This is a genomic window from Leclercia sp. LSNIH8 (genome assembly GCF_002920195.1).
Taxonomy (GTDB): Bacteria; Pseudomonadota; Gammaproteobacteria; order Enterobacterales; family Enterobacteriaceae; genus Enterobacter.
Map to the genome: position 1 here is coordinate 13,660 of NZ_PQJY01000011.1, position 22,078 is coordinate 35,737.

Here is a 22,078-nt window from a genome sequence, read left to right on the forward strand (position 1 = left end):
GGAAGTTGCGCCTGGCGTACGCGGAGCGGCAACAACAGGCCCGCTGTCAGCAGGCCGGAGCGTTCATCTGCATTCTCACGTCGCACAATCTCAGCGCGACAGAGCAGGAGTTCTCTGGCGTGGCATCTTTTATCCCGGGCATCCCGGGCGCGCCAACAACAGCGTGATTCATTAACATTGCCGGGCAATACATCCCGGGTACCGGGGGTTCCGGAATGCCATGATGCTGCTGCAACCATATTTACCCTTGTCCCCGCCATAAAAAACGTGTTGAGAAAAAAGCGGCAGAGGAGGGGCACTGGCGTCATTCATTATGGGCGGCATGCGTGGCCGCGAGATGGCCGAAGCCAGAGCTGAAAAGCATCCTGCCGACGTAAATGCCGCAGCCGCTCACGCTTCGTGAAGAAGTAATCAGAGAGGTCAGCAATGTACAGCAGACAGTTACCCCTGTGCCTGCTGACGATGTTGATCGCGGGTTGCCGGAACCGTGGAAGCGTCCCGGTGATTACGGATACGGCTTGTGACCAGGTAAAGCCTGTCTACTTCACCTATCACGATATCAACGTAATGGATAATCAGACGAAGAAAGATATGCTTGCGCATAACCAGAGGTGGTTTGCTAATTTCCAGCAAGTCTGCTCTTCGCCGAAAGCGAAGTAGCAGACATATTCAGAGGATAAATTTACGGAGTTGGGCTCGCTCCCGCTCATTTAAAGGCCAGTCCGCGCGACGGGTTGAGGCGTTTTGCACCCACCCTGATGCCGTGCGGGCCGGGGCAAGGCAGCGCCGGGCACAACTGTTCCGGACGACACGGCGCGTCATCACCGCGGGCAGCGTGCTGGTGATTGATGATACGAGCGCGTTTGCGCGGGTACCGGGCCTGGTGCCGGAAGAAGGGTTTAACTGACTGCAGACGGATAATGCTGGCACCCGGTAAATCGTTGGTGCAGGTGGCACCGTTGCGGCTGAGGATATTATCCGCTCCCCCTCTTTGTCCACCGTCTTCTGTGCGGTTCCGGGAAGCAGGAGCGCACCGTGAGCCGTGTTGCACATACGGAGCATACTGCACCATGCGGCAGGTTCGTCCCCGGGCGGAAAGAAGTAAAAACAAATCTGCTGTTCCCGCATACGGGACACCTGAATTTCACCATGCGGAATCTACCTCCAGGCTGGCAAACTCTGACTTATATCCAGCCTGTAGTATCTGCCCGGGCTGGACCGGGGCGTTCAGGTACTTCCGGGGGAGCACTATAAATAGTACTCCGCCCCCTTTTGATCTGCGGTCCTGCCACATGTCTGAAACCATGCGGCAGGAGGGTAATACTTTCAGCATAAGAGCAGGAATACCGGTCAGAAGAGACGACCGGAGCTGCCATGTGATATCGTCATAACCTGTTAATTAAATCGGCTATATATCCGTTGCTTACACAGGAAAGTAGATACCGGGCGTTGCTGTTATGGTTCTGATGATTATAATAAAGTGATCGTCTTTCATCATATTTTCCCTGCGCCAGCAGATCCCGCAATGCTGTCCGCCGGGACGCATGCTGAGCCACCCATCTGAAATGCCCTGAGAGGTTGTGTTCTTTTTCCACACTTGGCTCTATCAGGTTCAGGACGTCTGCCAGTTCATTATCTGACGCATCAGATATCAGTTCTTTTGCTGCACCATTATGTTGCTGAAGCCTCAGGCACCCGGCTCTGAGAACATTCACATCTTTCATGTGTCCCGGTACATCATTATCATAAAGCCGTAAGCCGTCATGCCAGACACACCGGCTGACGAGCTGATAAAGCAACTTCTTATCTACAGACATAGCGTCTCCTGTCGAGCCCTTCAAAAGTAATATATATGTTATGCTGTCGGGAAAAAATGTACTACTTACGCCTGATAAACCCCGAAATAATGGAAGCATCAGATTTAAGTCTCTTTTCGCTTATTTTTGGGGAAATTCTGTCCTTATTAGCGTTTCCGACGTGTTCGACATATACGATATACTAAAGACCAGGCTGATAATTTGTGATATACGGCGTCATTTCATGTAAGGCTGTACGTTATCCTGTTAAAGCATTTTTGAGATAATCACATATCCTTTAGTAAGGTAACTATTGTGAATTGCAAGGGATTGACACATTACAGCGAGGAAAAAACAGGAGAAAATATGCCATCCATACTTGTGTTTATCGGGAACAAGCCGCCGCGACGTTTAGAGATAAATGAATTCAGAACGGGTATAAGCTATTTGTACCCTGACAATGTGGCACGGGAAATACCCGTAAAAGTGATTTTTGGCACATTTTTAGACGGTAAAACCAGCGCCGTACTGGTTGCTGCCGACAGGCAGGTCACGCGCGATGAAATTGCCAGGGCGCACAGGCAACTCATCGCTTGGCCGGATTTAGCGAAAGCTGGCTGACCCGGAGCCGGCAAAAGGCCGGCTGCATCCCCTGTTCGCGCGGGAAAGCTGATAAGGAACGCCACGAATTTTTTGCAGGGGGATACGGGCAAACCGGGGAGTCCCTGACAGAAGAAACAAGCCTGTCTCTCAGCGAGACCTGTAGTACAGCCGCCGGTCCGGCAACGCCGTGCCCGGTTGCAGAATATGCCCGGGTGCTGAAGAATAAATTAAAGCCCTCCTGGTAAGAATATCGCAGATACGTCATTCTGAGGGCTCTGCCTGTGAAACTCCGCTGATGAAGGTCCAGTCACAGTTCCGGAGAGGTTAACCATATATACACTTCGGAAACATATATACTTATACCGGGCGAAGTATCTGTAACTCCAGACCCTCCATTCAGGATAAAAAATGGAAGATGAACTGAAATTATTAAACAGCATACGCAGCTTGCGGGCCGCAGCCCGTGATTTACCCTTGGACTTTCTGGAGATGGTGCTGCAAAAAGTCAGGCTCGTTGTCAGCGAACGTCGGGAAAAGGAGTTGTCCCGGAAAAAAGTTCAGGATGAACATAATGAGAGACTGGAAAAGCTACGTCTTCTGCTGCTTGAAAAAGGAATCGATCCGTCAGAACTGGTAACCAGTACAGCAGGCGATGAAAAGCCTGCAAAAGCGCGGCCTCCCCGTACGGCCAGGTATAAATATCAAAGTGAAAATGGCAAAACCAGAACCTGGACTGGGCAGGGACGTATGCCTAAGGTCATTGCGGAACAGCTGGCTGCAGGCAAGTCGCTGGATGATTTTCTTATTTGACCAGCAATTAAGCGCCTCATACTTTCCCGATGTCGCTGTAAAAGCGACTGAGATATTCCCGACTGTTCTGTCAGATATCCGAAATATATACCCGCCGACATCATGGGCCGGATAAGATATGAATTTAAAATCCCTGTAAAAACCACCTTAACGCCAATGCACTGTTTTTACGCTAGCCGGAGGGACAGGTGCCCCCCGCACCCCGGTCTTTATACCCTGCCTTAATAAATCTGATCAGCATCTTCAGCTAAGCCTGTTTCTGTCGGCGTCAACAGTATGCTTACCGGAAGACGGAACAATAAAGCTAATAAAATAAATTATGTAATAAAAGAGACAGAATTGACTGGAGTACCAAAAAGTGCCAGTACCAGACATCTGCATGGTACTGGCCAAAATCTTACTTTTCTTATTAGCACGAAACTATACCAATTTAAGTCAGGGGAATGCCAGCCCCGTTTTTTTACGCTGACACTATATGACTGAAAAGAAGCTGTATTTCTCTGATTAAGAAACATCTTAAAACAATAACGGGACGTTCAGAGTCGATGAATGTTATGGCAGGCAGATACGACGGAAGAATTCCGGATTACAGGGGAGCTGAATCTGGCGGCAGGCATTATGCCAGACACACTGTGTGCCGTATTCATAAAGTGACAGTTTATCCACGGATATATAGCCTCCCTTCCTGTTCATCCCGGAATGCGCGACAACCTGGTCCCTGAACGGAATATCTGGGGTTCTATTCTGGCATGCCATGTGGTGACGCGACAGAAAAGAGCTTCCGGGCAGGCTGATGGAGCAGTGCAGACACTTCTTACGCGCGTACATCTCCCCAAAAGGATCCATTCGGTCCGCTATCGCTGAAGCATGCCTGCGTTCATCGCACTACCAGGCTGGCAGAAATACCGGGCGACTGTCTTGCCTGCCTTGAGCCGCTTAAGGCTGATTTCCGGGCTCTATACGTCTCTTTCTTGGTGATGGACACCTATGAAAATTAAACAGTTCTTCCACAGCACGCTGGAGTATGTGCGTTTCATCCGTAAATGAGGGGTGACCTCCATGCTGTGAAGCGAAAGCCTCATCAATCTCACTTTTCAGTTGCATACGAACGCTGTCATCCAGTCGCATGAGAATGGCAGCTACAACCAGATTCAGTGCTTCAGTCTGAATAATCACTTCCTTTTCAGACTTATGCTGCTCCGCAATAATATCAACCAGCTCCGCCAGTAATGCCCTCATCTTCATTTCCCTGTGCATGACAACATGAAATCACTCTATACCATATTTTATTCATAGCGGTCGGACCACATATCTTCACCATCAGCCCTGTATAAAAATATGCGTCCGGTTCCATTTTCTGGCAGAAAGATTACAGCGGCTGTACCGGATTTATACGCCGGGTCACACTTCCCAGCATGGTTTATGCTTATCAGGACCATGACTTTTACTGAATTAAACCCCACGGAGGATCGCATGCTAACTCAAGAGCAGAAACAACTGGTTAAAGATACCGTTCCGGTACTGAAGGAAAATGGCGTTGCGTTAACGGATTACTTCTATAAAAGGATGTTACGGAATAATCCTGATTTGCAGGAAGTCTTTAATATGGGTCATCAGCGCAGCGGCGCGCAGGCGAAAGCGCTGGCAGGTGCGGTGCTGGCCTATGCAGAGAATATTGACGAGCCCGGGGTTCTGGCGCCGGTCATTGAGCTGATCTGCCATAAACATGTGAGCCTGAATATTAAGGCCCCGGACTACAGTATTGTCGGTGAGAATTTACTGCATTCCATCAGCGAAGTGCTTTCCGTCCCGATGGATAATCCACTCATCGGGGCCTGGGGTGCCGCGTATCAGGAGCTGGCCGACATATTTATCGGAGCCGAGAAAAGGCTTTATGATGAGCGCCGAACCACACCCGGCAGCTGGCTTGGCTGGCGCGATTTTAATGTTAGCAAAAAAGTAAAAGAAAGCGAGGAGATCTCCTCTTTTTATCTGACGCCCGCAGACGGACAGGCCCTGCCGGATTACCGGCCGGGACAGTATGTGACGCTGCGCGTCTTTGTTACTGAACTGGGCCTGAAACAGCCGCGACAGTACAGCTTATCCGGCAAGCCCGGGGCCGGTTACTTGCGTATCTCCGTGAAACGCGAAGATCCGCGTGCGGAAGGACAGGATCCGGGTTATGTCTCATCAACCCTCCACAATGCCGTCAGTGAAGGCGACACGGTGGAACTGAGCGCGCCGGCGGGCAACTTCTTTTTATTAAATCCCGAAGTGGACAATGTGCTTATCAGTGCCGGCGTCGGCCTGACACCCATGATGTCCATGACACACCATCTGCTGGCAGAAATAGCTGATCCGAATACCTCCCTGAAAGCGGACCACGCGCCACAGATTCAGGACAGGAAGCAGATATTTTTCCTTCATGCGGCCCGCAGTTCCGATGTTCATGCCCTGCGCCAGGAACTGGCGGCTCTCTCTAAGCAGAACAGTAATCTGCATATTTTTATCGCCTATGAGCAGGCGAAGGAAACTGAGGTGCTCGGGGAAGATTATCATGTGCAGGGCCGGCTCGATCTCAGCGCGGTACCGGCGGAATATCTGCCGCCAGACGCCGATTTTTATCTGTGCGGGCCAGTGCCGTTTATGCACGAACAGTACCGTTCCCTGCTGGCGATGGGCATTGCAAAAGAGCGCATTCACAGCGAGGCCTTTGGCACGGGAGGTGTGGGTATCTGAGTCCGTGTATGATAAACCGTGGGGGGCGCTTTCTGCGCCCTTCGTGACCGGCAGGGATGCCCCGGCAGAACAGTTTTTACAGGGCCAGCTTTCCACATTGAACCCACTCCTTACAGCGACCTGTTAACCCGCCTCGGAATTTTGAACCCACCTGTAACAAACTATAAATCCATTATACCTGCCCCGCTGAGGACAAGGATCCGGCTCTGCCTTTTTTCGGATCCCGGATGACAAAACGCATGATATTTCCTGTAAATGCAATTATTCATAACATTTATATTCATATATGTTAAAAGTGCGAAATTAGCATCAGTTGTTGGTTATTATTAAGATTTCAGCAACAAACCGTATCCCACCCGCTTCGTTAAAAAAACCGAAGGTCATCAGAAGCGCTCACTGATCGTTCCGGGCTGAGACGGTGGCAGCGTCACGGGTAATGTCTCTATTTTATTGGTCGTGAGGAAGGCCGGATAATGGCCAAACTAAGAAGCCATAGCATTGGGGGCAGCCTGCTGATCTGGTATGATCGAGCAGAGGCTCATCTCAATGAGCAATCCCCGCAACAAATTTTTTCGGGGTGCAACAGACCCTTTAGTGTCCAGGCCTGAAAAAAAAGAAAGCACGGTCTCTGAGAGACTACGGTCCTTACGCAACCATACCGGTTAGCGAGCTTTATATTTTCATTATGACTATCTGTATAACAGGGGAATGAATGTGATTAAAAAAATATGCGAAGTGATTGATGGAGAGTATGTCTGTGACATTGATATCAGTGTGGAAGAATGGAAAACTTTATTAACAAATGATAAAGTTTTTGACACAAAAAGTATTGCAGCGTTAAAAAAATGGTTTATTGAGCCAAATCATTCCTGCACATGCTTCGATATTGGTAAGAAGTACGACCTGCACAGCATGAGTGCTAATGGAGTCATAAACGGACTGGGTGGCAGAGTTCAAAAAGAACTTGGTAGATTCGAGGTTAAAGGTGTCGGAAATATCGCATCCGGTACAAAATTCATTACCGTAATGAAGAGTAAAGAAATCGGCGGAAAACCCAAAAGAAACTTATGGACAATTCGTGAGGAACTTGTTCAGGCAATTAACGAACTGGATTTTTTTGGTACAACAGAAATGGCCAGCAGTGAGTATTACTCTGACGATGAGTTGATCAATGCCATAGAGAAAAGTAATATCTTTGACAACGTTCAGACGTTTGAATATACAGGGGAAGCCAAACCAAAGAAAAATGCAATAGAAGTAAAAAATGGCCTCTCGTATCCCAGGAGTAAAGGCGTATCCCAAAATGCGCTGAATAAAGCAGGTTACAGATGTGAAGTCGATAGTGACCACCCAACATTCAGAAGGCGAAATTCATCCTTAAATTACACAGAACCTCATCACATTGTACCTATGTCCAGGCAAGATGCTTTTGACACATCTCTTGATGTTGAAGAAAATATCATATCTCTGTGTTGCAATTGCCATAAACAAATTCACCTTGGTCAGGGTTATGAAGATATGCTGAAAGAAATATACACTGCGCGAAAAAGGTTATTAAAAAAAGTTGGTATTGATATATCACTGGAAAACTTGATTCTTTATTACAAAATGGAAAGTAAGTGAGATTCAAACGAGAGTGATACCTTCGTTTTATTGGTCGGGATGAACAGCAGATGATGTTTCCGGCAAGTATCGGGTCCAGAAACTTTCTGTTAAAAAAGAGGTAAAAGTAGTCTTGAGCCCTGACTGCGAATTGCCATTGCGCATGACCAGAGAACAGGACGAACCCCTGCCAAACCCAGGCATGAGAAACACCTTTAAAACATAGACTTAATTAAAATCAGCAATTCCCATCGAAATAATAAGCAAGCAGAATTGGCTCAGGTGAATTTCACTCGGTGCAGTGCATGCGTTGGGGGGGGTAAAAGGAAAAACCCGAAATGAATCGGGTTTTGATTAATTAACGATTAACAGGTTCCCGTGCCCGGGAACACTCTGACTGTACGCGCAATATATTATTTCCGCAATCATTATTTTTGATTACCAAGCCATTTATTCATCTGCTCAATTTCACCTTTTTGAGCTTTAATGATGTCCTGCGCGAGCTTTCTCATTTCCGGATCTTTTCCGTATTTTAGCTCGGTCTCAGCCATTGCTATTGCCCCTTCATGGTGTGCTACCATGCCTTTCGCAAAAGCCTTGTCGGGATCGGACTCTTTTACAGCGGCCATCATTTTGTCATGCATACCTTTCATGCCGGACATATATTCCTGTGACGATGCCGATGAGGATATATCTGACATTTTCATTTCTGAATGTTCTGCGGAAATCGCTGGCAGGGAAAACATCAGTATAACAAAAAGCGAATTTGTGATTTTCATATAATAAACCCTTTCAGATGGTTACCGGATAAGTTTAGCTGAGTCAGACAAAAAAGCCCCCTGAAGGGGGCAAAAAATAACAACATATCCGTATAAGGGACAATCTATCAAGGAAAGGGTAACCGCACGGAAACTTCAGTTGTCATCAGCCCGCATTGATCATGCGGCGGTGTGCATCAGCCATAGCCTGATGGGGGCCGGACTGACCGTTATTCGTAAATTCATGGGCAACAGCTGCTCTTTCATGTTCATTCATCGCCGCAAACGAAGTCGCCGGACGGGAAGCGTTAACGGTGCCAGTTCCCATCATCTTCTGATGACTTTCCGCCATTTTTTTATGTGCATCTGCTGAACCATTGTTCATGGTTTCATGAACAATAATAGCCTGTTCATGCTGATCCATACCGGCCATCCGTGGAGCTGCCCCCTGGATGGCGGCTGGAGTTGAAGAAGACTGCATCTGATGGGCCGGAGCCTGAGCATTATTGACACGCTCATGGATATTTACAGTTTCAGTGGCCCAGGCCGTAGAAATTAAGCTCAAACCTAACACTGATGCTAAGACGATATTTTTCATGGTAACTCTCCATTTCTGAATTAGTGATGTCCGTGAATTTCGATCTGTGTCCTCAGTAGTACAACTGACAACTCTACAGACCTTATTCCGCCGGGATGAGGCTTTAATACAACTCCTGGCTTGTGCTGATGCCGTGTATGGATGAAGTAATAATGCCTTCCTGATAAGTTGCACTAATTATATCGAATGGCTTCTGTTTGCTGCATGACAGGCTAATGACATCTTTGTCATTTAAATCTTTATTCTCAGTACTGGGTTTCCGGAATCATTTTCTCCAGTCTGGGCACGGATAGGATAAAACGAGTTGAACGTACGTCCGATTCCACCTGCACTCTTCCGTGATGTGCTTCCACGATGGACTTCACAATCGCAAGGCCGATGCCGCTGCCTTCTCCTTTTCGTTGTCTGGACGGATCTACCCGATAAAAACGGTCAAACAGCCTTGATAAATGCTCTTCAGGGATTGGTTTCCCCGGATTTTCAATCACAAGGTCAAAAAAGCTCTCCTGCTCTCTTATTGAGACGGTGATTGCCTGTCCCTCCGGGGTATAACGCAGGGCATTGGATAACAGATTATTGATCGCCCTTCTGAACATTTGTGGATCTCCCTCAACCAGGCAGGGCATCCCGTTAAATTTGAGCGTGATATTGCGTTCTTCGGCCCAGGCTTCGAAAAACTCGAAGACTTTCATGACTTCCGCTCTGAGGTCAAACATGACCCTGTCAGGTATCAGCTGATTATTATCTGCCTGTGCCAGGAACAGCATATCGCTGACCATTTTGGTCATCCGGTTATACTCTTCAAGACTGGAATAGAGGACATCCTCAAGTTCCCTCTGGGTTCGATCCTGACTCAGTGCGATTTCAGTCTGCGTCACCAGATTGGTGATGGGCGTTCTGATCTCATGCGCGATATCGGCAGAGAAATTGGCCTGGCGGGTAAAGACATCCTCAATCTTTCCAATCATATGATTGAACGAGATAACCAGTTGCTCCAGCTCAATGGGAACGCGTGTCGGTTCCAGTCGCGCATCAAGATTCTCGGAGGTGATGTTTTTAATGGCATTGCTGACATTACGAAGGGGCAGGTGCCCCTGACGGACAGCGATTCGAATGATCAGAACAATCAACAGGCTTATCACGACGGCAATCGCAATCAGGTTCTTTTTCAGCGCATCGAGGTAATGGAGATGGAAATTAATGGATAGGCCAGTCAGCATGACATAGTTCTGCTGTTTGCCCTGAAATATCGCCTGACCAGAGGAGGCGATAATCCTGTATGTTTCCATCTTCATTTCGGACCCGGTATCCATCGGTCCCGCAGGATCCTCCACCGTCCAGAGAAAGACATCCCGTGCGCGGCTGTGCTCGCTAAAATCTGCTGAATTCACTGCCGGGCGTAGTGCCGCCCCCTGAGCTGAGCTAAAGAGCACTTCACCCCTGGGATTGAGGAGCAAAAGGGCAACGTTGCGGTAGCTGGCAATTGATTCCTTTATTTTGCTTATTTTTTTATCATCCGGATCCACCGGGGACTGCAGTATACGGTTCAGTGTGGTGCTGATTTGTTGAAGATCGCTGACATCCTGCTCGGCAAAATGATTTTCAACAGAATGCAGCATAAACCAGGTGAAGGCGATAAAAGCCAGTATCGTGGACAGGCTGATAAAAAAGGTCAGCCGCAGAGCGAGTGAGAAAGGGCGTCTGGAAGGTTTGCTATGCATCCGGGACCTCCAGCATGTAGCCCACGCCCCGGACTGTCTGGATCAGCTTTGTCTCGTAATCGTTGTCTATTTTAGCGCGGAGTCGCTTTACTGCGACATCGATCGCATTAGTGTCGCTGTCAAAATTCATGTCCCAGACCTGAGAGGCAATCAGGGAGCGGGGAAGAACCTCTCCCTGATGGCGAATGAAAAATTCCAGCAGGCTGAACTCTTTACTGGTGAGCACAATGCGGTTTCCGGCGCGACTGACTTTTCTGGATACGAGATCAATCGAGAGGTCAGCCACCTTAAACTGGCTTTCCGTGATCATCGTGTTTCCCCGCCTCAGAAGGGTTCTCACCCGGGCGAGCAGTTCGGCAAACGCAAAGGGTTTAACCAGATAATCGTCCGCACCCAGTTCCAGTCCTTTGACCCTATGTTCGATCGTGCCGAGGGCTGTCAGCAGTAAGACCGGCATACCCTTTCCGGCAGTGCGCAGCATGCGGATGATATCCCAGCCGTTCACATCAGGTAGCATGATATCCAGAATGACTAAATCATACTCGGCTGTCATGGCGAGATGATATCCGGTAAGACCATTATCAGCGTGATCCACTACGAACCCTGCCTCTGTAAGCCCTTTGCTGAGATATTCACCTGTTTTAATTTCGTCTTCGACGATCAATATTTTCATCTTGCTCCCCGGCTGGCTGCTAATGTCATTCTATTGCGCCCACGATCGTTATCAACGGATTACAGCAAAAATGACAACATTGTCATTATCCTGTCACTCGGCAAACAGAGAGCGTTAGGTAAAGTACCCCTATCAATACTCTGGACTTCATTTGAACCATTTACCAGGTCTGCCTGGACGAGAAGCGTTATGTTCAAATTAAAATTACTCAGCATTAGCACGATATTCATCCTGGCAGGCTGCGTGTCGCTTGCGCCTGAATATCAGCGGCCCGCAGCACCGGTACCCCAGCAGTTTTCACTGTCCCATAACAGCCTGACGCCAGCGGTAAATGGCTATCAGGATACGGGCTGGCGTAACTTTTTTGTCGATCCCCAGGTTACCCGGTTGATCGGTGAAGCTCTGACTAATAACCGTGATTTGAGAATGGCTGCCCTGAAGGTTGAAGAGGCCCGAGCCCAGTTCAACGTCACGGATGCAGATCGTTATCCCCAGCTGAATGCCTCATCCGGGATAACATACAGCGGTGGTCTGAAAGGTGACAAGCCGACCACACAGGAGTACGACGCGAGACTGGAGCTCAGCTATGAGCTCGATTTTTTCGGCAAACTTAAGAACATGAGTGATGCTGACCGCCAGAACTACTTTGCCAGCGAAGAAGCCCGTCGGGCCGTACACATCCTGCTGGTCTCCAACGTTTCACAGAGCTATTTCAGCCAGCAACTGGCGTACGAACAACTCCGTATTGCGCGGGAAACGCTGAAAAATTATGAACAGTCCTATGCTTTCGTTGAGCAACAGCTCGTGACCGGGAGTACGAACGTTCTGGCACTTGAACAGGCGAGAGGACAAATCGAAAGTACCCGCGCCGAAATAGCCAAACGAGAAGGCGATCTGGCTCAGGCAAACAATGCCCTGCAACTGGTGCTGGGAACGTACCGCGCACTTCCGTCAGAAAAAGGGATGAAAGGCGGGGAGATCGCACCAGTAAAATTGCCACCAAATCTATCTTCACAAATTTTGCTGCAGCGACCGGATATTATGGAAGCGGAATATCAGCTGAAAGCGGCTGATGCCAATATTGGCGCAGCGCGAGCGGCCTTTTTCCCCTCCATTACCCTGACCAGTGGTCTTTCCGCAAGCAGTACGGAGCTGTCCAGCCTGTTTACGTCAGGAAGTGGAATGTGGAATTTTATCCCTAAAATTGAAATTCCTATTTTTAATGCTGGCAGGAATAAAGCCAATCTGAAGCTGGCTGAAATTCGCCAGCAACAATCGGTGGTTAATTACGAACAAAAAATTCAGTCAGCCTTTAAGGATGTTTCCGACACGCTTGCGCTGCGCGACAGCCTTAGCCAGCAACTTGAGTCACAGCAGCGTTATCTTGATTCACTTCAGATAACTCTCCAGCGTGCCAGAGGATTATATGCAAGTGGTGCTGTCAGTTACATCGAAGTGCTGGATGCAGAACGTTCCCTCTTCGCTACGCAGCAAACCATTCTCGATCTTACCTATTCCCGACAGGTTAACGAAATTAATCTGTTTACCGCGCTGGGTGGCGGTTGGGTAGAGTAAATTTATTTAATTAATCAGGAAATTAAAAATGCGTAATTCACTTAAAGCCGTTTTATTTGGTGCCTTCTCTGTCATGTTTTCTGCCGGTCTTCATGCTGAAACACATCAGCATGGCGATATGAATGCTGCCAGTGATGCTTCGGTACAGCAGGTTATCAAGGGCACCGGTGTCGTTAAAGACATTGATATGAATAGTAAAAAGATTACCATTTCGCACGAAGCAATCCCTGCTGTGGGCTGGCCTGCAATGACCATGCGCTTCACTTTTGTTAATGCAGACGACGCTATCAATGCCCTGAAAACCGGCAACCATGTCGATTTCTCGTTTATTCAGCAGGGCAATATCTCCTTACTCAAAAGCATTAACGTTACGCAATCCTGATTATCAGTCCGGAGCGAATACATCCAGTGCGCCTGAACATTCATTAAGGGATTACTGTGAATGAATGATCGGGCGCATATGCCAGGTGTTTTGATTTTTCAGCGAGAAATTGTATGGCTTCTTTAAAGATAAAATATGCTGCAATAATTATCAGCAGCCTCATAGCAGGAGGGCTGATATCGGTTACTGCCTGGCAGTATGTAAACTCATCACAAAAAACAGTACAAACCGAACAAAAGGCACCGGAGCGAAAGGTACTTTTCTGGTATGACCCGATGAAACCGGATACCAAATTTGATAAACCCGGAAAATCTCCCTTTATGGATATGGACCTGGTGCCAAAATATGCTGATGAAAGCGGCGATAAAAGCAGTGGCGGGATCCGTATCGATCCAACGCAGGTTCAGAATCTGGGATTAAAAACGCAAAAAGTCACGCGAGGAATGCTGAATTATTCTCAGACAATCCCGGCTAATGTCAGTTACAACGAGTATCAGTTTGTCATTGTGCAGGCGCGCTCTGACGGTTTCGTCGAAAAAGTGTATCCCCTGACGATTGGCGATCATGTGAAGAAAGGCACTCCGCTTATCGATATCACCATTCCTGAATGGGTTGAGGCACAAAGTGAGTTCCTGCTGTTATCCGGTACAGGCGGTACGTCAACCCAGATAAAAGGGGTTCTGGAGCGACTTCGTCTGGCTGGTATGCCGGAAGAGGATATTCAAAGGCTGCGTTCAACCCGCACAATCCAGACCCGTTTTACCATTAAAGCACCTATTGATGGTGTCATTACTGCGTTTGACCTGCGCACCGGAATGAATATTTCGAAAGATAAAGTAGTGGCTCAGATTCAGGGGATGGACCCGGTCTGGATCAGCGCTGCAGTGCCAGAATCTATCGCATATCTGCTGAAAGATACGTCGCAGTTTGAAATTTCGGTACCGGCTTATCCGGATAAAACATTCCATGTCGAAAAATGGAATATTCTTCCCAGCGTGGATCAGACAACCCGTACGCTTCAGGTCCGTCTCCAGGTTTCTAATAAGGATGAGTTTCTCAAGCCGGGCATGAATGCCTATCTGAAACTGAATACCAGAAGCCAGGAGATGCTGCTGATACCAAGCCAGGCCGTTATCGATACCGGCAAAGAACAGCGCGTGATTACTGTTGATGATGAAGGCAAGTTTGTGCCGAAACAGATCCACGTTCTGCATGAGTCACAGCAACAGTCCGGCATCGGCTCCGGCCTGAATGAAGGCGATACCGTGGTGGTCAGTGGCCTGTTCCTCATTGACTCTGAAGCCAATATTACGGGCGCACTGGAACGTATGCGCCACCCTGAAAAAACAGAAAGCAGTATGCCAGCAATGTCTGACCAGCCTGTAAATATGCATTCAGGGCACTGAGGAGACGACGATGATTGAATGGATTATCCGGCGCTCTGTCGCCAACCGTTTCCTGGTCATGATGGGGGCCCTGTTTCTCAGCATCTGGGGCACATGGACGATTATTAACACGCCTGTCGATGCCTTGCCTGACCTGTCAGATGTGCAGGTCATTATCAAAACCAGCTATCCCGGCCAGGCCCCGCAGATTGTAGAAAACCAGGTCACCTATCCACTTACCACCACCATGCTGTCCGTGCCTGGCGCAAAAACCGTGCGTGGTTTTTCACAGTTCGGTGATTCGTATGTGTATGTCATTTTTGAAGACGGCACCGATCTGTACTGGGCCCGTTCCCGCGTGCTGGAGTACCTGAACCAGGTACAGGGAAAACTGCCCGCCGGTGTGAGTTCTGAAATCGGTCCGGACGCCACGGGGGTGGGCTGGATATTTGAATATGCCCTTGTCGATCGCAGCGGAAAACACGACCTTTCAGAACTGCGTTCTCTGCAGGACTGGTTCCTGAAATTTGAGCTGAAAACCATCCCGAACGTGGCTGAGGTCGCTTCGGTTGGCGGCGTGGTGAAACAGTACCAGATTCAGGTCAATCCGGTAAAACTGTCTCAGTATGGTATCAGCCTGCCCGAAGTGAAACAGGCCCTTGAATCGTCTAACCAGGAGGCCGGTGGCTCATCCGTTGAAATGGCCGAAGCTGAGTATATGGTCCGTGCCAGCGGTTATCTTCAGAGCATTGATGATTTTAATAACATCGTCCTGAAAACAGGCGAGAACGGCGTGCCGGTTTATCTGCGGGATGTTGCCCGCGTGCAGACCGGGCCTGAAATGCGGCGTGGTATTGCCGAGCTGAACGGCCAGGGCGAAGTCGCTGGCGGCGTGGTGATCCTGCGGTCGGGTAAAAATGCACGCGACGTTATCACGGCAGTGAGGGATAAACTTGAGACGCTGAAGGCCAGCCTGCCGGAAGGCGTTGAAATCGTGACCACCTACGATCGCAGCCAGCTCATCGACCGGGCGATTGATAACCTCAGTTCCAAACTTCTGGAAGAGTTTATCGTGGTGGCCATCGTCTGTGCCCTGTTCCTGTGGCACGTACGTTCTGCCCTGGTGGCGATTATCTCTCTGCCGCTTGGTCTGTGTATCGCCTTTATCGTCATGCACTTCCAGGGACTGAACGCCAATATCATGTCGCTGGGAGGGATAGCGATTGCCGTCGGTGCGATGGTGGATGCCGCCATTGTGATGATTGAGAATGCGCATAAGCGGCTTGAGGAGTGGGATCATCAGCATCCGGGTGAGCAGATTGACAACGCCACCCGCTGGAAGGTGATTACCGATGCCTCCGTTGAAGTGGGACCCGCACTGTTTATCAGCCTGCTGATCATCACCCTGTCCTTTATTCCTATCTTTACCCTGGAAGGTCAGGAAGGACGTCTGTTTGGCCCGCTGGCATTCACGAAAACGTACTCCATGGCGGGCGCGGCCGCGCTGGCCATCATCGTCATTCCGATTCTGATGGGATTCTGGATCCGGGGGAAAATTCCTGCAGAGACCAGTAACCCCCTGAACCGGGTACTGATCAAAGCGTATCATCCATTGCTGTTGCGTGTCCTCCACTGGCCAAAAACAACCCTGCTGGTTGCGGCCTTGTCCATTTTCACCGTTATCTGGCCGCTGAGCCAGGTGGGCGGTGAGTTTCTGCCGAAGATTAACGAGGGCGACCTGTTGTATATGCCGTCGACCCTGCCGGGTGTCTCTCCGGCTGAAGCTGCAGCGCTCCTGCAGACGACGGACAAGTTAATCAAAAGCGTTCCTGAAGTGGCCTCTGTATTTGGCAAGACCGGTAAAGCAGAGACCGCCACGGATTCCGCACCGCTCGAAATGGTGGAAACCACGATCCAGCTCAAACCTGAGGATCAGTGGCGTCCAGGCATGACGATTGACAAGATTATTGAAGAACTCGACAGGACCGTCCGTTTACCGGGGCTGGCAAACCTCTGGGTGCCGCCAATCCGTAACCGTATTGATATGCTCTCAACCGGGATCAAAAGCCCGATAGGTATCAAGGTGTCCGGAACGGTTCTGTCCGATATCGATGCAACGGCGCAGAGTATCGAAGCGGTCGCCAAAACCGTACCCGGCGTAGTGTCTGCTCTCGCAGAGCGACTGGAAGGCGGGCGCTACATTGATGTGGATATCAACCGGGAAAAAGCCTCCCGCTACGGAATGACGGTGGGCGATGTGCAGCTGTTCATCTCATCAGCCATCGGCGGCGCGACGGTAGGGGAAACGGTTGAAGGCGTGGCCCGGTACCCGATTAATATCCGCTATCCGCAGGATTACCGGAACAGCCCGCAGGCCCTGAAACAGATGCCGATCCTGACCCCGATGAAGCAGCAGATCACGCTGGGCGATGTTGCGGATATTAAGGTCGTTTCCGGGCCGACTATGCTGAAAACGGAAAATGCCCGTCCAGCCAGCTGGATTTACATTGACGCGCGCGGCAGGGATATGGTGTCGGTGGTTAATGACATTAAAACGGCGATCAGTCAGAAAGTGAAACTGAGACCGGGTACCAGCGTGTCATTCTCCGGACAGTTTGAACTGCTTGAGCATGCCAACAAGAAACTGAAGCTGATGGTGCCGATGACGGTGATGATCATCTTCATCCTGTTGTATCTGGCATTCCGCCGGGTTGATGAAGCCCTGCTGATCCTGATGAGCCTGCCGTTCGCCCTGGTTGGCGGGATATGGTTCCTGTACTGGCAGGGCTTCCATATGTCTGTCGCAACCGGAACGGGGTTTATCGCTCTGGCCGGGGTGGCAGCAGAGTTTGGCGTGGTCATGCTGATGTATCTGCGTCATGCCATTGAAGTGCACCCGGAATTGTCCCGTAAAGAGACGTTCACACCGGAAGGTCTTGATGAAGCCCTCTATCATGGTGCCGTGCTGCGTGTCCGGCCGAAAGCCATGACCGTGGCGGTGATCATTGCGGGTCTGCTGCCAATACTCTGGGGAACCGGTGCAGGTTCAGAAGTCATGAGCCGTATCGCGGCACCCATGATTGGTGGGATGATCACGGCTCCGCTGCTGTCCCTGTTCATAATTCCTGCCGCCTACAAATTAATCTGGCTGCGCAGACATAAAAAAAGCGTGTCATAACCCTGTAAGGGCATCCTCTGTGGGTGCCCTTCTGTACTGATTCATCCTGACGTCAGGGGTTATATCGATAATATACAGAGGTGAGTATGAAAAAAGTGGTCCTGGTGGCCCTGGCTCTCGGCCTTTCACTGCCCGCAATGGCGAGTGAAAAAGTGATTGATATGTACAAATCTGAAAACTGTGGCTGTTGTTCCCTGTGGGGCAAGGCGATGGAAAAAGACGGGTTTGAAGTACGAACTCACGTCATGAATGATCAGGCGCTGTCAGCCCTGAAAGAAAAGCATGCTATTCCTGCAGGACTACGAAGTTGTCATACCGCGGTTGCCGGTAATTTGATCATTGAAGGCCATGTGCCTGCGACAACGATACATAAGGCAATGCAGCCTGGTTCGGGTATATACGGTCTCGCCACCCCCGGTATGCCAGCAGGAAGTCCTGGAATGGAGATGGGAGCCCGAAAAGAGGCTTACGATGTTATCGCATTCTCACCGGATGGAAGTAAAAAAGTCTTCCAGCGAATCGAATAGTCAGCGGAACGGCTGATAACGGGACGCCGGTAGCAGGCACTCCTGTGCCGGCGATATTCGTGGTAATCGCATCCATGACATACCCTGAAGACAGAAGATGCTTCGGTATGCATAAGGAGAGTTACTGTGAAAAATGACAATGCAGTGCAACACAACAACCAGACTGCTTCTGAGCAGACATTATCCCCGGACGAGGGCCACGTATTGCATAAGGTGAGAGATCCCGTGTGCGGGATGGCCATCCTGCCCGACAGGGCGCACAGCAGCATTCGATACCTGGACCATCAACTTTATTTCTGCTCCGCCAGCTGTGAGAGTAAATTTAAAGCCCATCCCGATCGTTATCTTACCGAAGATGCCAGTGAACATTCCCATCACCATCACCACGATCATCACGAAGTCAGCCCTGATCAGATAAAACAGCCTCACCACCAGGCGGAGAAAGAGAATTCTGAAGGTGTGTGGACATGTCCGATGCACCCGGAGATACGCCGCAGTGGTCCCGGAAGCTGTCCTGTCTGTGGAATGGCACTGGAGCCGCTCGTAGCTACGGCATCCACGGGGCCAAGTGATGAACTTCGCGACATGACAAGACGCTTCTGGCTGGGGTTGTTGCTGGCGTTTCCGGTTCTGGTACTCGAAATGGGATCTCATCTGTTTCCCGCCTTGAGGAATACAGTACCGCCACAGTACAACACATGGCTGCAGCTGCTTCTGGCCTCTCCTGTCGTGTTGTGGTGTGGCTGGCCATTCTTCGCCCGGGCCGGAATGTCGTTACGTAACCGCTCCCTGAATATGTTTACCCTTGTTGCAATGGGCACCGGCGTAGCCTGGGTGTACAGCGTCATTGCAACCGTCTTCCCCTCCTGGTTTCCTGCATCGTTCAGAAACATGGATGGCCTGGTGGCCGTTTATTTTGAAGCCGCAGCAGTTATTACGGTGCTTGTTCTGCTGGGACAGGTTCTTGAGCTGCGGGCACGGGAACAAACCTCAGGTGCCATTACTGCACTACTGAATCTTGCCCCCAAAACCGCCAGGCGGCTGGATCATGACGGTCATGAAACGGATATTAATGCGGAAGATGTTCTGCCTGGCGATAAGCTCCGCATCAGACCAGGAGAGAGTATTCCGGTCGACGGTATTGTGATCGAAGGCAAAACAACCGTTGATGAATCGATGGTGACCGGGGAATCTATGCCGGTTACCAAAACGGAGGGTGACCCTGTCATCGGGGGGACCATTAATCAGACAGGGAGTCTCATCATCCGTGCAGAGAAAGTCGGTGATGAAACAATGCTCTCACGAATTGTTCAGATGGTCGCTGATGCACAGCGTTCGCGTGCCCCCATCCAGAGAATGGCTGACAGCGTTTCAGGCTGGTTTGTTCCTCTGGTGATACTTATCGCGGTTGTTGCTTTCGTGATCTGGTCTGTCTGGGGGCCCGAGCCCAGGATGGCGCACGGTCTCATTGCGGCTGTGTCGGTCCTGATTATTGCCTGTCCCTGCGCGCTGGGGCTGGCCACGCCGATGTCGATAATGGTGGGGGTGGGCAAAGGAGCCCAGGCCGGGGTGTTAATCAGGAATGCCGAAGCCCTTGAGCGTCTTGAAAAAGTGGACACGCTGGTTGTCGACAAAACAGGCACGCTCACGGAAGGTTCGCCTACGGTGACAGGGATTATCAGTCTCAATCCGGGTGGGGAAACATCTCTTTTGCGTGTAACAGCCGCAGTGGAAAAAGGCTCGCAGCATCCGCTGGGTATGGCAGTAGTTAAAGCAGCACAGGAAAAGGGGATCGCAATACCCGCAGTCACTCATTTCGATGCACCGTCGGGTAAAGGTGTCTCAGGCGATGTCGAAGGTCAACGGGTTGTTATTGGTAATGAACTGGCTATGCAGGAAAACAGTATCGTTATTGATAATCAAAAGGCCGTTGCGGATACGTTGCGGATGGAAGGCGCTACCGTTATCTATGTGGCCACAGACGGGGACCTTGCAGGCCTGATAGCTATCTCGGATCCCGTGAAAGCAACCACGCCGGATGCGCTTAAAGCTTTGCGTCAGGCGGGGATCCGCATTGTTATGCTCACCGGGGATAACCAGCTTACTGCTGAAGCAGTCGCACGGAAACTGGGAATAGATGAGGTTGAAGCCGGGGTTCTGCCTGACGGCAAAAAAGCAGTGATAACCCGACTGAAAGCGTCTGGTCATGTGGTTGCGATGGCGGGGGACGGTGTAAATGATGCCCCGGCGCTGGCAGCGGCTGACGTGGGCATAGCTATGGGAACGGGTACAGATGTGGCAATTGAAAGTGCCGGAGTCACCCTTCTCAAAGGCGACCTGATGATACTGAACAGGGCCCGTCATCTGTCAGAGATCACCATGAAAAATATCCGACAGAATCTGTTTTTTGCATTTATCTACAACGCACTTGGCGTGCCTGTGGCTGCAGGTCTGCTTTATCCTGTGTATGGAATACTGCTGTCGCCAGTTATTGCGGCGGCGGCCATGGCTCTTTCCTCCGTCAGCGTCATTGTGAATGCGTTGCGTCTGAAAAGTGTCAGGCTCGGGAAATAACACTGAGTGAAGGGTCAGTTACGAACAGAAGGAGTCCAGTATGAAAAGTACCACCTATGCGCTTATTGCTGTCGCCGCGATCGCGGCATTTGCCCTCCTGCGCGAACACTGGTCACATGTGGCAGGTTACTGGCCATATCTGTTATTGCTGGTCTGCCCGCTAATGCATCTTTTCCACGGCCACGGAGGGCATGGAGATCATCAACATCACGGAAGTGAAAACGATAAAAAAAATTAATCCGGCAGACGGGGCCGCGTCGCGGTCCCGTTATCAGTCCAGGTATCGTTCGTAGTCTCTGACATGCGCAAAGGCATGCTGTTCGAGTTTGTTATCAGCGGGTGCCGCTGCCCGGAACGCCAGAGAGTTAACAGGGTTGTTATTGATGACCAGCTCGTAATGCAGATGAGGACCGGATGAACGTCCGCTGTTACCGGATAACGCAATAGCACCTCCCCGTGTAACCCTGGCCCCTTTAGTAACGAGTATTTTATTGAGGTGGAGATAGCGAGTTTTAACACCGGCTTTTCCCGTTACTTCAACAAAATATCCCATGGTACTGTTGTATTCGGCCCGGGTGATTTTTCCGTCGATGACGCTGACTATTTTCGTGTTCATGGGCATGGAATAATCAATGCCATTATGGGGACTCACTTTTCCCGATACCGGGTTAAGTCTTGCAGGATTGAAAGGCGAACTGAGTCTTGCTGTGGCCGGTAACGGATAATCGAGACTGCCTTTCCCGGAAGTATCGGAAAGGTTATAGAACTTTTTATCTGATATACGATACGCCGTGTAATTAAATGAACCGGACGTAAATTTATAGGCCACGACACGTGATTTTCCCGCTTTCTTTTGCAGTACGAGTTTTAATGATTCATTTTTTTTCAAATGCCGCAGATTAAACCGGGAAGGCAAGGAGCGCTGAAGAGTAGCGATCTCGTTCGATTCCAGCCCCGAGCGGGTGGCTGAAAGGTAGGCATTTTCTTTTACGACATCGGTAGAATACATTTACTGGAATTCGCCGTTAGCATGAACACTGCGGCGTATGCTAGGGGTTTTCAGGAGGCGTGTCATCTGTCAGTTAATCGGGAGCACCGTTGATGGTCGTCATTTTTGTAACATATCTTGTTTCCCGTTTGCTCCTGAAGCTCTGGGA

General features: G+C 50.0%; 19 protein-coding genes. 11 read left to right on the forward strand and 8 right to left on the reverse strand.

The genetic code is table 11. The annotated features are described in order from the left end of the window. Positions 1 to 706: 706 nt before the first annotated feature. Together C3406_RS26080 and C3406_RS22070 are read right to left on the reverse strand one after the other, a co-directional pair. A complete protein-coding gene (locus tag C3406_RS26080) occupies positions 707 to 1,111 on the reverse strand; it encodes a hypothetical protein (RefSeq protein WP_146052375.1) in 405 nt (134 codons plus the stop codon). A 274-nt stretch (positions 1,112 to 1,385) separates the two neighbouring features. Continuing rightward, positions 1,386 to 1,817, reverse strand: a complete 432-nt coding sequence (locus tag C3406_RS22070) for a hypothetical protein (RefSeq protein WP_103825194.1) — start codon at positions 1,815 to 1,817, stop codon at positions 1,386 to 1,388. Between the two features lie 345 nt (positions 1,818 to 2,162). Between C3406_RS22070 and C3406_RS22075 the strand changes: the two genes are divergently transcribed. After that, positions 2,163 to 2,417 carry a hypothetical protein gene (locus tag C3406_RS22075; protein WP_103825195.1) on the forward strand — a complete coding sequence of 85 codons (255 nt, stop codon included), beginning with the start codon at positions 2,163 to 2,165 and terminating at the stop codon, positions 2,415 to 2,417. A gap of 390 nt (positions 2,418 to 2,807) precedes the next feature. Beyond that, complete coding sequence (locus C3406_RS22080) at positions 2,808 to 3,209, forward strand: H-NS family histone-like protein (RefSeq protein ID WP_103825196.1); 402 nt, start codon at positions 2,808 to 2,810, stop codon at positions 3,207 to 3,209. A gap of 936 nt (positions 3,210 to 4,145) precedes the next feature. Here the strand turns inward: C3406_RS22080 and C3406_RS22085 are convergent. Then, the gene (locus C3406_RS22085) at positions 4,146 to 4,448 is read right to left on the reverse strand and encodes a sigma-S stabilization anti-adapter protein IraP (RefSeq protein WP_158250575.1); all 303 of its coding nucleotides are present in this window, start codon (positions 4,446 to 4,448) and stop codon (positions 4,146 to 4,148) included. Between the two features lie 234 nt (positions 4,449 to 4,682). Here C3406_RS22085 and hmpA point away from each other — a divergent pair, with 234 nt between their 5' ends. Next, positions 4,683 to 5,948, forward strand: coding sequence for an NO-inducible flavohemoprotein (gene hmpA, locus C3406_RS22090; RefSeq protein ID WP_103825198.1), 1,266 nt, complete (start codon positions 4,683 to 4,685; stop codon positions 5,946 to 5,948). Positions 5,949 to 6,662: 714 nt separating this feature from the next. Further along, positions 6,663 to 7,571: an HNH endonuclease gene (locus C3406_RS22095; protein WP_007374408.1), complete on the forward strand. Its 909-nt coding sequence runs from the start codon at positions 6,663 to 6,665 to the stop codon at positions 7,569 to 7,571. Between the two features lie 407 nt (positions 7,572 to 7,978). Here C3406_RS22095 and copM read toward each other — a convergent pair whose 3' ends face one another. From copM to silR, 4 genes are all read right to left on the reverse strand, one after another. Further along, positions 7,979 to 8,329, reverse strand: coding sequence for a CopM family metallochaperone (copM, locus tag C3406_RS22100; RefSeq protein ID WP_103793517.1), 351 nt, complete (start codon positions 8,327 to 8,329; stop codon positions 7,979 to 7,981). A gap of 145 nt (positions 8,330 to 8,474) precedes the next feature. After that, positions 8,475 to 8,906 carry a silver-binding protein SilE gene (gene silE, locus C3406_RS22105; RefSeq protein ID WP_007374411.1) on the reverse strand — a complete coding sequence of 144 codons (432 nt, stop codon included), beginning with the start codon at positions 8,904 to 8,906 and terminating at the stop codon, positions 8,475 to 8,477. Positions 8,907 to 9,151: 245 nt separating this feature from the next. Then, entirely contained in the window at positions 9,152 to 10,627 is a 1,476-nt protein-coding gene (silS, locus tag C3406_RS22110; RefSeq protein ID WP_007374412.1) for a copper/silver sensor histidine kinase SilS, read from the reverse strand. Next, entirely contained in the window at positions 10,620 to 11,300 is a 681-nt protein-coding gene (gene silR / locus C3406_RS22115; RefSeq protein WP_000697968.1) for a copper/silver response regulator transcription factor SilR, read from the reverse strand. The genes silS and silR overlap by 8 nt, the downstream gene beginning before the upstream one ends. A gap of 189 nt (positions 11,301 to 11,489) precedes the next feature. Between silR and silC the strand changes: the two genes are divergently transcribed. From silC to C3406_RS22150, 7 genes are all read left to right on the forward strand, one after another. Further along, positions 11,490 to 12,875, forward strand: a complete 1,386-nt coding sequence (silC, locus tag C3406_RS22120; RefSeq protein WP_000475503.1) for a Cu(+)/Ag(+) efflux RND transporter outer membrane channel SilC — start codon at positions 11,490 to 11,492, stop codon at positions 12,873 to 12,875. A gap of 28 nt (positions 12,876 to 12,903) precedes the next feature. Next, positions 12,904 to 13,257, forward strand: a complete 354-nt coding sequence (gene cusF, locus C3406_RS22125) for a cation efflux system protein CusF (protein ID WP_001246153.1) — start codon at positions 12,904 to 12,906, stop codon at positions 13,255 to 13,257. 113 nt (positions 13,258 to 13,370) lie between these two features. Further along, the gene (silB, locus tag C3406_RS22130; protein ID WP_032425548.1) at positions 13,371 to 14,663 is read left to right on the forward strand and encodes a Cu(+)/Ag(+) efflux RND transporter periplasmic adaptor subunit SilB; all 1,293 of its coding nucleotides are present in this window, start codon (positions 13,371 to 13,373) and stop codon (positions 14,661 to 14,663) included. A gap of 10 nt (positions 14,664 to 14,673) precedes the next feature. Beyond that, a complete protein-coding gene (gene silA, locus C3406_RS22135; RefSeq protein WP_009654305.1) occupies positions 14,674 to 17,820 on the forward strand; it encodes a Cu(+)/Ag(+) efflux RND transporter permease subunit SilA in 3,147 nt (1,048 codons plus the stop codon). An 86-nt stretch (positions 17,821 to 17,906) separates the two neighbouring features. Next, positions 17,907 to 18,347 (forward strand): DUF411 domain-containing protein, encoded by a 441-nt coding sequence (locus tag C3406_RS22140; RefSeq protein WP_103825199.1) that lies wholly within the window; start codon positions 17,907 to 17,909, stop codon positions 18,345 to 18,347. A 126-nt stretch (positions 18,348 to 18,473) separates the two neighbouring features. Beyond that, positions 18,474 to 20,921, forward strand: coding sequence for an Ag(+)-translocating P-type ATPase SilP (silP, locus tag C3406_RS22145; RefSeq protein ID WP_103825200.1), 2,448 nt, complete (start codon positions 18,474 to 18,476; stop codon positions 20,919 to 20,921). A 40-nt stretch (positions 20,922 to 20,961) separates the two neighbouring features. Continuing rightward, positions 20,962 to 21,159 carry a DUF2933 domain-containing protein gene (locus tag C3406_RS22150; RefSeq protein ID WP_000843494.1) on the forward strand — a complete coding sequence of 66 codons (198 nt, stop codon included), beginning with the start codon at positions 20,962 to 20,964 and terminating at the stop codon, positions 21,157 to 21,159. Between the two features lie 33 nt (positions 21,160 to 21,192). Here the strand turns inward: C3406_RS22150 and C3406_RS22155 are convergent, their stop codons facing one another. Next, positions 21,193 to 21,930: a peptidoglycan DD-metalloendopeptidase family protein gene (locus C3406_RS22155; RefSeq protein ID WP_000287502.1), complete on the reverse strand. Its 738-nt coding sequence runs from the start codon at positions 21,928 to 21,930 to the stop codon at positions 21,193 to 21,195. Between the last annotated feature and the right edge of the window lie 148 nt (positions 21,931 to 22,078).